The organism is Halanaerobium sp. MA284_MarDTE_T2 (assembly GCF_003337245.1).
Taxonomy (GTDB): Bacteria; Bacillota; Halanaerobiia; order Halanaerobiales; family Halanaerobiaceae; genus QPJE01.
On sequence record NZ_QPJE01000018.1, the window covers coordinates 31583 to 46024 of the forward strand.

General features: G+C 34.5%; 14 protein-coding genes. 1 reads left to right on the plus strand and 13 read right to left on the minus strand.

Annotation, left to right across the window (positions count from 1 at the left end; all coding sequences use genetic code 11):
* Positions 1-38: 38 nt before the first annotated feature.
* The 10 genes from cobS to DFR78_RS08590 all read right to left on the minus strand — a co-directional run bounded on the left by cobS (position 39) and on the right by DFR78_RS08590 (position 8875).
* A complete protein-coding gene (gene cobS / locus DFR78_RS08545) occupies positions 39-788 on the minus strand; it encodes an adenosylcobinamide-GDP ribazoletransferase (RefSeq protein ID WP_114458421.1) in 750 nt (249 codons plus the stop codon).
* The gene (cobU, locus tag DFR78_RS08550) at positions 785-1375 is read right to left on the minus strand and encodes a bifunctional adenosylcobinamide kinase/adenosylcobinamide-phosphate guanylyltransferase (RefSeq protein WP_114458422.1); all 591 of its coding nucleotides are present in this window, start codon (positions 1373-1375) and stop codon (positions 785-787) included. Before cobU ends, cobS begins: the two co-directional genes overlap by 4 nt.
* Positions 1375-2310 carry an ABC transporter substrate-binding protein gene (locus DFR78_RS08555; RefSeq protein ID WP_114458423.1) on the minus strand — a complete coding sequence of 312 codons (936 nt, stop codon included), beginning with the start codon at positions 2308-2310 and terminating at the stop codon, positions 1375-1377. Before DFR78_RS08555 ends, cobU begins: the two co-directional genes overlap by 1 nt.
* A complete protein-coding gene (locus DFR78_RS08560; RefSeq protein ID WP_114458424.1) occupies positions 2303-3091 on the minus strand; it encodes a hypothetical protein in 789 nt (262 codons plus the stop codon). The genes DFR78_RS08555 and DFR78_RS08560 overlap by 8 nt, the downstream gene beginning before the upstream one ends.
* A complete protein-coding gene (locus DFR78_RS08565) occupies positions 3088-3834 on the minus strand; it encodes an NAD+ synthase (protein ID WP_114458425.1) in 747 nt (248 codons plus the stop codon). Before DFR78_RS08565 ends, DFR78_RS08560 begins: the two co-directional genes overlap by 4 nt.
* Before the next feature lie 152 nt (positions 3835-3986).
* A complete protein-coding gene (locus tag DFR78_RS08570) occupies positions 3987-5420 on the minus strand; it encodes a glucose-6-phosphate isomerase (protein ID WP_199505589.1) in 1434 nt (477 codons plus the stop codon).
* 67 nt (positions 5421-5487) lie between these two features.
* Positions 5488-6420: a pseudouridine-5'-phosphate glycosidase gene (locus DFR78_RS08575; protein ID WP_114458426.1), complete on the minus strand. Its 933-nt coding sequence runs from the start codon at positions 6418-6420 to the stop codon at positions 5488-5490.
* Between the two features lie 141 nt (positions 6421-6561).
* Positions 6562-7704, minus strand: coding sequence for a PfkB family carbohydrate kinase (locus DFR78_RS08580; RefSeq protein ID WP_114458427.1), 1143 nt, complete (start codon positions 7702-7704; stop codon positions 6562-6564).
* 158 nt (positions 7705-7862) lie between these two features.
* Positions 7863-8219, minus strand: a complete 357-nt coding sequence (locus DFR78_RS08585) for a desulfoferrodoxin family protein (RefSeq protein WP_114458428.1) — start codon at positions 8217-8219, stop codon at positions 7863-7865.
* A gap of 98 nt (positions 8220-8317) precedes the next feature.
* Entirely contained in the window at positions 8318-8875 is a 558-nt protein-coding gene (locus tag DFR78_RS08590; RefSeq protein WP_114458429.1) for a rubrerythrin family protein, read from the minus strand.
* Between the two features lie 252 nt (positions 8876-9127).
* Here DFR78_RS08590 and DFR78_RS08595 point away from each other — a divergent pair, with 252 nt between their 5' ends.
* On the plus strand, positions 9128-11419 hold the full coding sequence (locus DFR78_RS08595; protein ID WP_114458430.1) for a family 65 glycosyl hydrolase domain-containing protein: 2292 nt from the start codon (positions 9128-9130) through the stop codon (positions 11417-11419).
* A 227-nt stretch (positions 11420-11646) separates the two neighbouring features.
* Here DFR78_RS08595 and DFR78_RS08600 read toward each other — a convergent pair whose 3' ends face one another.
* The 3 genes from DFR78_RS08600 to DFR78_RS08610 all read right to left on the minus strand — a co-directional run bounded on the left by DFR78_RS08600 (position 11647) and on the right by DFR78_RS08610 (position 14271).
* The gene (locus DFR78_RS08600) at positions 11647-12135 is read right to left on the minus strand and encodes a GAF domain-containing protein (protein WP_114458431.1); all 489 of its coding nucleotides are present in this window, start codon (positions 12133-12135) and stop codon (positions 11647-11649) included.
* A gap of 133 nt (positions 12136-12268) precedes the next feature.
* On the minus strand, positions 12269-13192 hold the full coding sequence (locus DFR78_RS08605) for a lysine exporter LysO family protein (RefSeq protein WP_114458432.1): 924 nt from the start codon (positions 13190-13192) through the stop codon (positions 12269-12271).
* Positions 13193-13197: 5 nt separating this feature from the next.
* A complete protein-coding gene (locus DFR78_RS08610; protein ID WP_114458433.1) occupies positions 13198-14271 on the minus strand; it encodes an alanine/ornithine racemase family PLP-dependent enzyme in 1074 nt (357 codons plus the stop codon).
* Between the last annotated feature and the right edge of the window lie 171 nt (positions 14272-14442).

The following is a 14442-nucleotide window of genomic DNA, read 5'->3' on the forward strand; positions in this document are numbered from 1 at the left end:
CATAAAATTAACACAGACAAAATCATAACTAATTGGATTTAAAAAATGACAAAAACTAATAATATAACAATTTCGCTCACTTCAACTATTGTACCATAAACATCCCCCGTTAGACCACCTATCTTTTTTGAAGCCCGGCTGGCTACAAAAAAAGCTGTTAAAATAGCTGTTACAAATGCTGTTAAAATCGGTATCATATAATTAAATCCAAAAACTACCAGCAGAATTAATAAAATAAAAATTGTAAAAAGTCCTGCAGTAAAAACATCTCTTTCTTTCGCACTGCTGTGCAGCTTTTCTGCCATTACACTTCCCTCTGCAACTTCACTTTTAGCAGTAATAACAGCCAGTATGAATCTGCTCAGCACAGGAAAAATCAGAAAAAAAATAAGATTATCGGCTGTGTACAGTTCAGAAAACAGGAGATATTTTAAATAAATAATTAATATTAGCCCTATAACAGCAAATACCCCTGTATTAGAGTCATGCATAATTTTAACTGTCTTTTTTCTATCCCTTCCTGCAAAAAAACCATCAAAAAAATCAGCTGTACCATCAAGATGAACCCCACCTGTTAAATAAATATAAAATATAATAAGCAGAAAAGATGCTATTTCAGGTGGGAAAAAATTATTAAAAACAAACCCAAAAATAGAGATAATTATACCCAGTAGAAATCCAACCGGTGGAAAATAAACAGTAGAAAGTTCTGTAAATTCATTAACCTTAACCGGTACTCTGCTTAAAAAAGTTAGCGCTGTCAAAAAATCATTCAGGATCTTTTTCAAAGAACATCTACCTCCTCATTATCAGAAAAAAGTTTTATTATTTCCAGGCCTTCTCCCTTTATCTCTCTCGGAAGACCGGCTGTCATGGTAAAAACCCTTTCAGCAGCAGAAGCACAAATTCTGGCTGCTCTTCCAGATATATCACGGAAGTATCTTCCCAGTTTATGAGGAGGCACAACACCCTGTCCTATTTCATTTTGAATGATAATAAATTCAAGTTTTCTTTCTTCTGCAGTTTTTAAAATATCTCTTACTTCTTTTAATAGAATCTTTTCTATTTCTCTGTACTCTTTATCCTCTTCTCTAATAAGAAGATTGCTCAAATAGGTAGTCAGGCAGTCAAAAAGAACAACAGACCCTTTAGAAATTTTTTTCAGTTCACTGCAGATATTAATTGGTGCTTCAACAGTTTTCCATCCATCCGGTCTGGATTTTTTGTGTGCAGCAATTCTTTCTTTCATCTCCTGATCTACAGCTACACCACTGGCAATATATATTACTCTATCTCCGCCCAATTTTTTGGCGATTAATTCACCAAAGCTGCTTTTGCCGCTTCTTGCTCCACCAGTTACTAAAATAACCGACATCAGATTCCCTCCAATTTGTCTTTAAGTTCTGGAAAAATAGCTGCAGCAATTTCTTTTAATCCATCTATTATTCTTGGTGAAGGTCTGCTTATCTTATCCTGGTCAACCAGATAAACTCTCTCTTTTTTGACAGCTTTAAGCTCACTAAATAATGGTCGGTTAAGTATATCCTTAATAGTAATACCTCCAGCTGCACTGTGGGGACTGGAAATATAAACATCTGGGTCAGCCAGTATCAGGCTCTCAATTCCAAATCTCGGCCAGGCACCTTCTGCATTTTTTCCAATATTATTTCCACCTGCTGTCTCTATTACACTATTTATAAATGTATTATCTCCAGCTGTGTAGAGGGGATCAGACCATATTTCATAAAAAACATCAGGTCTTTTAGTGTTCTGAAGCTTTTCAGCAATTAATGATTCTATTTTTTTTAGCCTGAAATTCATTTTTTCTGCAATCTGTTCTGCTTTTTTAGAACTTCCTGTAAGCCAACCTATTGTTTTTATCATATCAATAGTTTCTTCAATATCAAGTGGATTAAACCCAACTGCTGCAAGGCCCAGATTGTTTAATCTCTTTAGAGCCTCACTTTTATTAATAGAATCAGCAATAATTAAATCAGGTTCTAATGTAATAATCTTTTCTATATTCACTTCAGTAACTGATCCGATTTTTTCTTTTTCCGCTGCTTCTGGAGGATAATTAGCATATGTTGTTACACCAACAAGTTTATCTTCCAGACCTAAAAAATATATTAACTCGGTTATACTTGGGGCCAGTGAGATAATCCTTTCCGGTTCTTTTTCCAAAATTATCTTATGCCCCAGTTCATCTTCATACTGTACTGGAAAACCAGTTTTGTCAGCAGTATAAGCTTCTGCAGTAAATATTATTACAAACATGACGAGGAAAATGGCAAATATTTTTTTACTCATCTTTTTCCAGCCTCCCGATTATATTAATCGGTTTAGATGTAATCTTTTTTAATAAATCTACTGATGGTGCGGCTACTGCTACCAGCAGAACAGTTGCCGGTCCACAGCTTTTATCAAGGGGAATCTGACATGAACCAGACTGCCTGAGTTTAAGTTCCGACATCTCTGCCAATACTCTACTCTCATAATTTATTCCTTTTGAACCAGCCGCTATAACCTCATGTACTCCTGTACAGGAATTGATTCTCCGCAGTGATTTTATATCTGCAATAATGTCCAGTGATTCCATTACTTCATTTCCGACTCTGGGCAGACCTACTGCTACAACTAAATCTCCCGGTTTTGCATTACCACTTCTAATTTTATTTTTAGAAGTTATACCTATTACAGTAAGACCGGCCCCTGTTTGCGAGGTGGGAATGTTTTCTTCTGTACTGCCATTTAAAAAAATATCATTTTCTAAATCAGCTTCTCTGAGTTCTTCTTTTATTCCTGCAAGGATTGTACGACCAACAGGTTCATAAGCTATAGAAAGTGTGTCAATAAGTCCAATCGGCTCTGCTCCAATCGACATTATTTCCATAAGGGGAACTCTTGCCAAAAATCTTCCCACAATTTCTCCAGGTACATTGATATGATCATTCTTAAGTGGACCTATACCTCCAGAAGAATCACAGGCTATAACAAGAACCTGTCCTGAAGGAAGAGAAATCAATGAAATATCTCTAGAGTTTATTTTTTTGTCATCAGAAATAATCAGCAGATTTTCCTCTTCACTCATCTGATAATCTCCTCTCTGACCGGTACAGGAACTGGTTTGAGCTTATGTGCATTTTTTTTCGCTAGTTTTTCTATTTTTTCTTTTATTTTATCTTCAGCCTCACCGGTAAGAATATAATGATCCAGCTGTTCATAACTAAAACCCATTTCTTCTTCATCTGTCTGGCCCTGCCATAGACCTGCAGACGGTTTTTTCTCAATAATATTTTTAGGAATCCCGAGATGTTCTGCAAGTTCTCTAACCTCTGTTTTAACCAGCATCCCCAGTGGAGCAAGGTCAATACCTCCATCTCCATATTTGGTAAAATATCCTATTTTTAGTTCACTTCTGTTGTCTGTTCCCACCACCAAATAGTTTAAAGATGAAGCATAATAATAAAGTGCTGTCATCCTCAATCTGGGTTTTATATTGGCAGCTGCAAGCTCACCACCTTTAATACCTGATTCATTCAGCTCGGCATAAAACTGGTCAAATACATTAGAAAGATCTGTTTCAATATATTTAATAGAAAATTTTGATGTCAGACGGTGAGCATCTTCTATATCCTGCTGGCTGCTGTGACAAGGAATAACAATTCCAAGAACATTATCTCCAAAAGCTTTTTGAAGCAGTACTGCAGTTACAGCAGAATCTATACCACCACTTAAACCTACAACTGCACCATCTGCTCCCGCCTCTTTTACCTTTCTTTTCAGCCAATTAACTATATTTTTTTCCACAATTTGATAATCAATATTCAATATATTTTACTCCTTCCAGGGATGATTTTCAGCAGCTAACACAGCCAGGCTGCCTTATCTTCCATCTATCATTTTCATCTTTTATAGATATTTTATCATTCATCTCAGCTGTCTGTATACTCAAACAGTTTAATTTAGAGTTTAATTAAACTCTATTACAAAATTAGATTTTCATCATGTGCCGGAGACTGGTTAAATTCTTTTCTCATTTCTTCATATCCTTTTCTACCAAAAATTCCATAAGTATAATTTTTCCCCAGCTCTACTCCCGGCTGATTAAAAGCATTTATGTTAAATAATTCTCCTGTAACAGCTGTTTGATATTCATAAAAATAGAAAAGCTGTCCTAAAGTAAATTCATTAACTTCAGGCACTTTAACTGTCTGGTTAAGCCTGTTTCGCTTTGTAAGTGCCAGTTCAGTGGCCTTTTTCTCGGCTGTGATAAGTTCTGCAAAACTGTGTCCGCCAAGATATCCTAGGCCCTGAAGATCCTCATATGCTGCTGGTATTTCAATATCTTCACTAAAATTCTCTACTTCCAGAAATGTAATTATTTTATCATAAGGGCCTTCCATATATAGCTGCACCTGTGAGTGCTGATCTGTAGCACCTAATGCTTTTATTGGAGTTGGACCTACATTTATTTTATTTCCTTTTCTATCATTTTCTTTACCAAGTGATTCTGCCCAGAGCTGCCTATACCAGTCTGCAAAATCTCTCAATTTATCAGAATATGGCATCATTACTGACATAACTTTACCGCGTTTAAATGCTAGATAATGCAGCACAGAATTCAGCAGTACAGGATTATCCCAAAAATCCCGCTCATTTATAATTTTATCCATATAAGCTGCTCCCGCTAATAATTTTTCTAGATCCACTCCGGTAAATGCTGCTGAAAGAAGCCCAACTGGTGTTAAAACAGAAAATCTTCCTCCAACATTATCCGGAATATAAAATTGTTTCATTCCTTCTCTGGTAGCAATCTCTATTAAATAACCGGAATCTCTGCTGGTAGTGGCAATAAAATATTCGCCCACCCGATCTTCACCAACTGCTTCAGCAACGATTTTTCTGGCCAAAAGAAACTGACTCATTGTTTCTGCAGTGCTTCCCGATTTAGATATTACATTGAATAATGTTTTTTCTGGATTCAATTTTTCTAAAAGAGAACTAATACCGGATGGATCTACATTATCTGATATAAATAATCTTGGATAACCATTCCTGACTTCAGAAAAAAGGTTGTACTGGCTGTCATTTATGGCTGTCTGCAGTGCAGTATTACCCAGGGCAGATCCACCGATTCCAAGCACAACAAAATTTTCGAACCTATCTTTTAATTTTTCTGCAGTTTCTTTTAATTCTTTAATAATTTCTTTTTGATTATAGGGAAGTTCCATAAAACCCATTTTCCCTTCTTCTTTTGCTTTAAGAATATTTTCTCGAGCTTTAAGTGCTTTATCTCTATAGGCATCAATTTCCTCTCGGCTGAAGCCTTCTTTCCCTACCTGGTCTGAAAACATATTGTTTATATCCAGTTTAATTCTCATATCTTCCATCCGGTTTTCAGTCATTTCTTCAGTCATTTTTATCAGCCTCCTTATATTTAATCCTAACACAAGTATATATTCTCAAAGTTTTTTTTGCAACATTTTACTCAACCTGTAATACAGCAGCAAAAGCAGAGGCGATTTTTGCTCCAACTGCCGCATTATTTTTTACCAGAGATATATTTGTTTCCAAACTTTTCCCATCTGTAATTTCTTTTATTCTATCAAGTAAAAACGGAGTCAGCTTTTTACCGCTGATTTCTTTTTCCTCGGCTTCAGCTAATGCCTGCTCTATTTTATCGTTAATCACTTCGTATTTAATTTCGTCCTCTTTTGGTACCGGATTGGCAATAAGCACTCCACCTTCCAGGCCCAGATCCCATTTTGCCATGAGAATATCTGCAGTATGTTCAGGATTTTTTACCATATAATCACATTTAAAACCACTGCTGCGGCTGTAAAAGGCAGGCAATTCTTCAGTTTGATATCCCAGCACCGGCACTCCAAAAGTTTCCAGCTTTTCCAAAGTTAGTCCAAGATCCAAAATAGACTTAGCACCTGCTGCAATAACAGCTACAGATGTTTTCTTAAGCTCTTCTAAATCAGCAGAAATATCAAAACTTTTCTCTGCTCCTCGGTGGACTCCACCAATTCCTCCTGTAACAAAAATTTTGATACCAGCCAGATCAGCTGCAATCATTGTTCCAGCAACTGTGGTAGCCCCATGTTTTTTTTCTGCCAGAACTACTGGAAGATCACGGCGGCTTACTTTTACTACTTTATCGGATTCACCTAAAAATTTAATCTCTTCTTTAGTTAAGCCAACTTTTATTTTGCCGTTAATTATTCCTATTGTTGCAGGTACAGCACCATTTTCCCATATTATATCTTCTATTTCCAGGGCAGTTTCTATATTTTGCGGGTAGGGCATACCATGAGCTATTATAGTTGATTCCAGTGCTACTACAGCTTTTCCATGTCTCATAGCTTCTTTTACATCATCTTTGATTTCCAGATATTTTTTTAAGTTTTTCATTCTCTTACCTCCATTTTGTAATTACATTACGTCAAATCTAATAGCTTTTTTAAAAATATTAATAGTTTGCTATCAAATTTAATCTGCTGTTTGAATATATTAATATCTATCAGATTTAATCTGATTATAGAACTGTATTATTTATTTTAATTTCGCCAGATCTGGACTGCATGTCAGCTCAGTTTTTACTGTAAAAGCTGAAGCCTTAATTCCCAGTTCTACCGCTTTATCCACAGGATATTTATTCATTAGCCCGGCTGCAAATCCAGCTGTAAGTGCATCTCCGGCTCCTGTTGTCTCAACAATTTCTTCACTTTTTATTTCTGCAGCTTTAAAATGTTTTAAACTGATTTTATCTTTATTTCTACTTAAATGATAGGCTCCGTTTTTACCAGTACTTATAATCATCTCTGGCAGATCTTTATTTTTAGAATAATACTTTACAATTCGCTTCATTCTCTGATTAATACTCATTTTTTTTGCTTTTTCTGAATCTTCTATCTTTACAATATTCAGAAGGATTTCAATTTCATCCAAATTACCTCGCAAATAATCAAGTGTTTTTATGCTGCTCTGTAATTTGAGTGCTTTTTCCACTGAAACTGTATCAGCTATTTTTATCATTTTTCCTCCGGAACAAAGACTGAGCAAATTTTTTATAGAACTCTGACTCAGATTTGTATCAAATATCAGTATTGATGAAGTTTCAATGATTTTTCTTTTTTCATTTAAATAGTTTTTATCTATCATATCTAAAATTCTCATATCATTTACCGCCCCAATCAAATCTCCATCCTGATTAAGGTGAGCAAGATATACCCCTGTTTTATATTCTAGAGAGGGAATAGTTTTAATATGAGAAACATCTACTCCAGCATATTCGGTTTCTTCCTTTATTTTCTTGCCAAAATGATCACTGCCGACTACTGTCAGCAGGACTACTTCCTGTCCTAAAAAAGCAAGATCTTCTGCTATATTCCTCCCCACCCCACCTGGGCTTTCTTTTATCCAGCCCGGACTTGAACTTCCTTTAATATAATTAGGGCTATATCCTTTTATATCAAGATTAGCACCACCAACAACCACAATTTTTTTTTCTGGAGCAGTTATATATCCTCTACCCAAAATATATCCTTTTGTACTTAAGTGATAAATATAAGTGCCTACAGCTGATTCAGAAATAGACAGTTTATCTGCTATTTTTTCTCTGCTTATAGTAGCATCATCTTTTATCAATTCCAGAACATCTTTTTCGCGCTCTGTTAATTTTTCTATTGCCAGCACCTCCGTATATTTAAATATTTATTTAATCTATTAAATTATTATTTAGATAAATTATAGCAGATTTAATTTCATATGTAAATAGAAATTTTAATTTTTTATTAACAAAAAACCGCCCTAAAAAGGGCGGCAGTTAAATATTCATATTTTATTAAAATAATTTATTCTACAACTTTAATTGCTTTTGAACCTTCCCAATGGCCGTGCAGATTGCAGAATGCATATACATTTAAATCACATGATTCTTCTAATTTAAGATTTAATGTAGCTTCTGCTTTCATATCAGGAGTAAAATCCACTCTGGCCAGGCTTACATAATCAGCATATAGATCAAAATACTGAATATAGTGATCTGGTCCCATTGGATGAGTAATTTCCTTACCAAAAGTTACTTTCACCTCAAAATATTCACCTTTTTTTACTTCATCAGGACACTGAATATAAGGAACATGTTTTTTCTCAAGTGCAGTCTTGTCTTCACCAGTGTTTTCCAGCTTTTTAAGATCATAATAACCCATCTTTTAAATTCCTCCTTTTAGATTATATTTAATTATGGAAAAGATAAATATTTTCCATAATTTAAACATTGTTAAAATACATCAATTATAAAATTTATTTACTTAGTGAATTTTCGGAATTTTTCTGCCGGTTCACCACAGATAGGACACTTTTCAGGTGTGCCATCTACAACTGTATGTCCGCAGACTTCACAGATAGAAACATATTCAATATCAATATCTTCTCCATTATCTACTGATTCTTTAGCATCTCTAAAGAGTCTGCTGTGAATTTGCTCTGCTTCCAATGAATAATGGAAAGAACGAACAGCCGCGTTTTCCCCCTGCTCTTTTGCCACAAGGCTGTATGTAGGATACATCTGTTCTACTTCAAATTCTTCTCCTGCAATAGCACCTTCAAGATTTTCTGAAGTTGTACCTAGACCAAATCCTCCACCAGATGCAACAAGAAAATCTCCTTCAATATTATCATGTGCTTTAAAGTGATTGCCTGCATGAACTTCTTCTGCATAGGCAATTGCATCAAATAAAAGTGCTACATTTTCAAAACCTTCTTCTGCAGCTTTTTTACCCCAGACTTTATAGCGCTGATAGGCCATACTTTCTCCCCCAAAAGCGGAGCGGAGATTCTGGGCTGTCATATCATTGTTTACCATAAAAATTACCTCCTTTTATAGTTTATTAATAATAGTTATTACTTATAATAGAATTATAGCATTGTCAGAGCTGTTATGTCAAATTTTTAAATTGGCTGATAATACCTGGTCTTTTGTATGAATACTATATTTAAATGTAAAAATTCTTCTTAAAGAAGTGGTAATTAATTGGAAATTAAAATAAATATCTTTAAATATTATCATTACAGCAATAATCTGATATACTTTTATTATAAAGGTAGGTGAATATAATTGAAAAAATATTTTAAAGTTGATAAATGGAATATAATTGAGGAAGGCTTTGATAAAAAATATAATCGAACATCTGAAAGTATTATGAGTCTTGCCAACGGTCATATGGGAATTCGTGGGAATTTTGCAGAAAAATACAGTGGTGACAGCCTGCAGGGAACATATATTGCAGGTGTCTATTATCCGGACAAAACTGTTGTCGGATGGTGGAAAAATGGATATCCTGAATATTTTGCTAAAATAGCCAATGCCGCTAATTTTATTGGAATAAATGTACAAATAAATAATCTTCAGGTTGATTTAAACAAATGTAATTTTATAGATTTTAGCAGAACTCTAAATATGAAGGATGCATTTTTAAAAAGAGAATTCACATTAATACTGCCTGGCAGCAGTAGAGTAAAGATAAGGGAAAAAAGATTTCTGCATCAAATAGAAAAAGAGCTTGCTGCTGTTTCATATCAAATTAAACCTCTTGATAAAAAAATAAATATTCAGCTGACACCATATTTAGATGGTAATGTAAAAAATGAAGATGCCAATTATGGAGATTTATTCTGGAATAATATTGAACAAAAAAGCAGAAAAAAGTCCGCTTATTTGAGTATGGAAACAAAAAAATCATTTTTTCTTGTTTCTACTGCTATGAACTGGGAAATTAATTCAGAAATAAATTCTTCTGAAAATATTGAAAAGAAAAATTTTACAGGAAATAAAATCAATCTAACTGCTGACAGAGGTGAAGAAATAATATTAAATAAATATATTGCCGTCTGTACAAGCCGTGATTACAATAAAAACAGAGTTAGAGAAAAAGCAGTAAAATTAGCGGCAGAAGCTGCTCAAAAAGGTTATGCTGATCTTTTTGCAGAACATAAAAAAGGCTGGTCTGAAATCTGGCAGGAAAGTGATATCAAAATTGAAGGAGATCCAGAAGCACAGCAGGGTATTAGATTTAATATTTTTCAGTTAAATCAAACTTATACAGGTCATGATCCCCGCCTAAACATTGGTCCAAAAGGGTTTACCGGAGAAAAATATGGTGGATTAACCTACTGGGATACAGAAGCATACTGTCTGCCTTTCTACCTTGCAACCCACAGCAGCAGTGTTGGTAGAAATCTCCTCCTTTACCGCTATCACCATCTGGATAAAGCTGTAGAAAATGCTGATAAGCTGGGCCTTAAGGGAGCACTTTATCCAATGGTAACTATTACTGGAGAGGAATGCCACAATGAATGGGAGATTACATTTGAAGAAATTCACCGTAATGGAGCTGTTGCACATGCTGTAAAAGATTACATAGATTATACAGGTGACAAAAAATATTTAAAAGATTTTGGGTTTCCAGTTCTGGCAGAGATATCAAAATTCTGGGAAGATAGGGTAACATATAATCCCAGAAAAGATAAATATATGATTCTTGGCGTAACCGGTCCAAATGAATATGAAAATAATATAAATAATAACTGGTATACAAACAAGATAGCTGTCTGGACCTTAAAATATACTCTTCAAGCAAAAGATTTTATAAAAAAAGAATTTCCTAAAAAATACAGTGAATGGATAGATAAACTTGATCTTACAGAAGATGAGTTTAATCACTGGCGGGATATTGTAAATAAAATGTATTATCCCTATCTTGAAGATTACAATATTTATTCACAGCAGGATGGATATCTGGATAAAGAACAGAAAACCAGAGAAGAACTGAAAGATGAAGATATCCCTTTATATAAAAACTGGTCCTGGGATAGAATTCTCCGCTCACCTTATATTAAACAGGCAGATGTTCTGCAGGGCATATATTATTTTAAAGAAGAATTTGATAATGACAGTATAAAACGGCATTTTGAATTTTATGAACCAAGAACAGTTCACGAGTCTTCCCTTTCTCCCTGTATATATTCTATCATAGCTTCAGAAATAGGAAATCAGGAAAAGGCTTATCAGCTATACCTCAGAACTTCCAGGCTGGATCTCGACAACTACAATTATGATACTGATGAAGGCCTGCACATAACCAGTATGGCCGGCACCTGGATGTCAATTGTAAAGGGATTTGCAGGTTTTGAAGTAAAAAATAATAAGTTGTATTTTAGACCTTTTCTGCCGGAAAAATGGCATTCTTTCAATTTTAAAATTATATTTAGAAATCGAAGGATTAAGGTTCATATTGGAAAAGAAAAAATAAAATTTGAACTTGAAAAAGGAAAGCCTTTAAAAATATCTGTTTATGGACAGGACAGGATTGTGGAACAAAGCAGCTGTATTACTCTAAAAAACAGGTAAATCACTGCAGCACATCCAGCAAGCTTAAATGAAATTTTACCGGCTATTTTAGATATTTTAATATTTAAAGTTTTTTCTTTACAGTGTGACCTCTCCACCTAAAGCAAAAAAAAAATTTAGAGGGGGTTTTCTTGGCTGTTTTAGATAAAAATATCAGAACAAATAATTAAAAGGTTAATCCTTTCTGTCAGCATACAAAATATCGGCAGAAGAATTAACCTTTTTATTTAACTTTTTGCTGTTAAAGGCAAAAAATCAGTCTCATCTATCAAAATTTCAACAAATTTCTCAAGATATTCTCTATCTATTTCATTAAAGCGTCCTGTTATAGGACTATCTATATCAAGAATAGCTATAACCTCTCCTGCAACTATTACAGGTATAACAATTTCTGACTGAGAGGCAGCATCACAGGCAATATGACCAGAAAATTTATGAACATTTTCAACGACAATACTTTCTTTTTTCTGATAGGCAGTACCACAGACCCCACTACCTGCTCTTATACGCACACAGGCAGGTTTACCCTGAAAAGGTCCCAAAACAAGCTCACCATTTTTCCAGATATAATAGCCAGCCCAGTTTATATTATCCAGAAATTGAAACAGCAGTGCTGAACTATTGGCCAGATTAGCAAGCCAGTCACCTTCAGCCCCTATCAGTGATTTTAAAGTTTTATTTAATTCCTCCATATTTTTTCTTCTTTTATCATTCATTATTATCCTCCTTCTAGTGCTGATTTTTTACTATAAAAAAATAGAATTTCCCCAAAATTATTTTTAGAGCTGCAAAAATGGGGAAAGTCTTTATAAAAAATTTATCTTTAAATATGCAGTCAAAGGGAAAGATTCATATAGTTATCAGAAAGGGCACAAGCAGCGGTACTAGTGCTGTAAGCACTACTCCACTTATAAAAGCCGGTATGACAACTGCTTCTCCTCCAGACTGCTTTACAAGTGGTAAAGTTACATCCATAGTTGTGGCCCCACCAGGAGCAATTGTTGCCATTCTCCCAAAATATTTTGCCACAAAAGGAAGAATTAAAACAGTAAGCAGCTCCCTAAATACATTGGACAGAAATGCAACAGAGCCAAGCTGTGCACTGTGTAATTCCGAAAGCAGTACACCTGACAGGCTGTACCAGCCAAAACCTGCTCCCACTGCTGCTGCCTGATTACCTGGATAACCCATCAGCAGACCTGTCAGTACAGATCCAACAAGACTGCCCACAGCAATAATAACAGGTATCAAAAGAATCTGCCATCCCATTAATTTTAAATCATTAATAACTTCCCTGCTGGCTCCAATGTCAATTCCCACTCCAAAAAGAAGAACAGCCAGAGAATAATTTGTGACAGGTTCTATCAAAACATAAAAAGCTTCCGACAGCCAAAAATATCCTGCCAGAATTCCTAAAATGACTGAAAAAAATATTATTAGAGTCATGCTGCTGTCATTATTTTCTTCAATAGTTTCTTCTTTTCCACTCAGCAAAAAACTTTCAAAATTTAATTTTTTACTAAAAAATATTAAAAATATGAGGCTAAATCCTATACTGGCAGCTGCAAAAATAAATGACTGTAAACCTATTCTGCCGAGCTGACGAAAAATTTCATCCTTGCTGCCCAGATTGGTTCCCATAGCGATCAAAAGTACAATAAGTCCAAAATTACTAATTTTATCTGAAATTTTTACTATAAAATTATCGTCACCGGACTTAAAACCGATAAATATTCCGCTCAATAGAAAAGCTAAAATCAAATAAAAATCCAACTTATTCACCCTTCAATATAATTTTTTTCCACATATTTTGAAGTCATTGCCTGCAGAACAGCACTGTAGTTCATCTTAAAGGAAACTATATCTCCAATTTTAATTTCTTTTTCTGCATTTGTTAAATCCAGTATAAGATGATCACTGCTTGCTCCCAGCACCTCAATTCCTTCAATTTCAGGATATAGCCCTGTATAATCTATATCCTGTTTACCTGCGGCCGCAATTGCCCTCATACGCAGACCTCTATCAGTAAATCTCTTTTTTCTGCCAGAAAAATCTCTACCTGTGCTTCCTTCAGGAAGTGAGGGTTTGTTTTTTAGCTCTATAATCTCAGCTTTAAGTCTAAAATTGTAGTGGTGCATAGATTTGAGTGTGCGCTGATTTGTTATATCTGTACCAATTAAAATCCCCTCTCCAATACGGAGATTATTTATTTCTGCAACTAAATTTTTCTCTCCAAATAATTTAGTTGTGGCAGTATTACCTGCAGATAACCTGCTGATTTTGATATTAAGTTCTTTTTCTGCTTTATTTTTTAAGTCAATTAATTTTTTAGTGTTTGTCACATCAGGTAAAATTCCAGCAAAACAGCCTAAATTTGTTCCTAGTCCTTCTATGTAAACACCTTCAAGTTTATTTATTTCTTTTAGAAAATCAATTAATTCATCTGGCATTATTCCTTCTCTTCTGTCACCGAGATCTATCATAACTATAACTCCAATTTTTTTTCCTTTTCTTAATGCTTTTTCTGACAGATAGCGGCAGATTACTATTTCACTGATTAGTGTATGATCTACATATTCTACCAGCCGATCAATTTCTGACAGCATGGGAATTCTAAGCAGCACAGCTTCCTTACTGTAGCCGAGTTCTCTAAATTTTTTTATATTCTGCAGCCGAGAATCCGCTATACTGTCAATATCTATATTTAATAGTGATCTAAAGATATTTTCATCTCCAGAAAAAGCTTTGATAACAGCTGTCAATTTTATATTTTTTTCTGCACAGATTTTTTTCATTTTTAAGTAATTTTCTTTGATTCGATTTAAATATATATCTAATCTTGGATATGACAAAATAACACCTCCCATTAAAAATAATTTCTGCAATAACTAAGTTTTTCCTGCAAATATTTTTTTAATAAAACCGGGTAATAGAGTAGGACCAGCCTTTCAGCTGGGACCCCTCGTCAAACTGCACGTACGGTTCTCCCGTATACAGCTTTCCGTCAGTCGTTGCCCCGTCTC

Coding starts and splice junctions, on each gene's coding strand:
- DFR78_RS08570 (WP_199505589.1), bottom strand. CDS start 5,420: ATGACTGAAGAAATGACTGAAAACCGGATGGAAGATATGAGAATTAAA.
- cobU (WP_114458422.1), bottom strand. CDS start 1,375: ATGTCGGTTATTTTAGTAACTGGTGGAGCAAGAAGCGGCAAAAGCAGC.
- DFR78_RS08600 (WP_114458431.1), bottom strand. CDS start 12,135: ATGAATGATAAAAGAAGAAAAAATATGGAGGAATTAAATAAAACTTTA.
- DFR78_RS08590 (WP_114458429.1), bottom strand. CDS start 8,875: ATGGTAAACAATGATATGACAGCCCAGAATCTCCGCTCCGCTTTTGGG.
- DFR78_RS08585 (WP_114458428.1), bottom strand. CDS start 8,219: ATGGGTTATTATGATCTTAAAAAGCTGGAAAACACTGGTGAAGACAAG.
- DFR78_RS08560 (WP_114458424.1), bottom strand. CDS start 3,091: ATGAGTGAAGAGGAAAATCTGCTGATTATTTCTGATGACAAAAAAATA.
- DFR78_RS08575 (WP_114458426.1), bottom strand. CDS start 6,420: ATGAAAAACTTAAAAAAATATCTGGAAATCAAAGATGATGTAAAAGAA.
- DFR78_RS08555 (WP_114458423.1), bottom strand. CDS start 2,310: ATGAGTAAAAAAATATTTGCCATTTTCCTCGTCATGTTTGTAATAATA.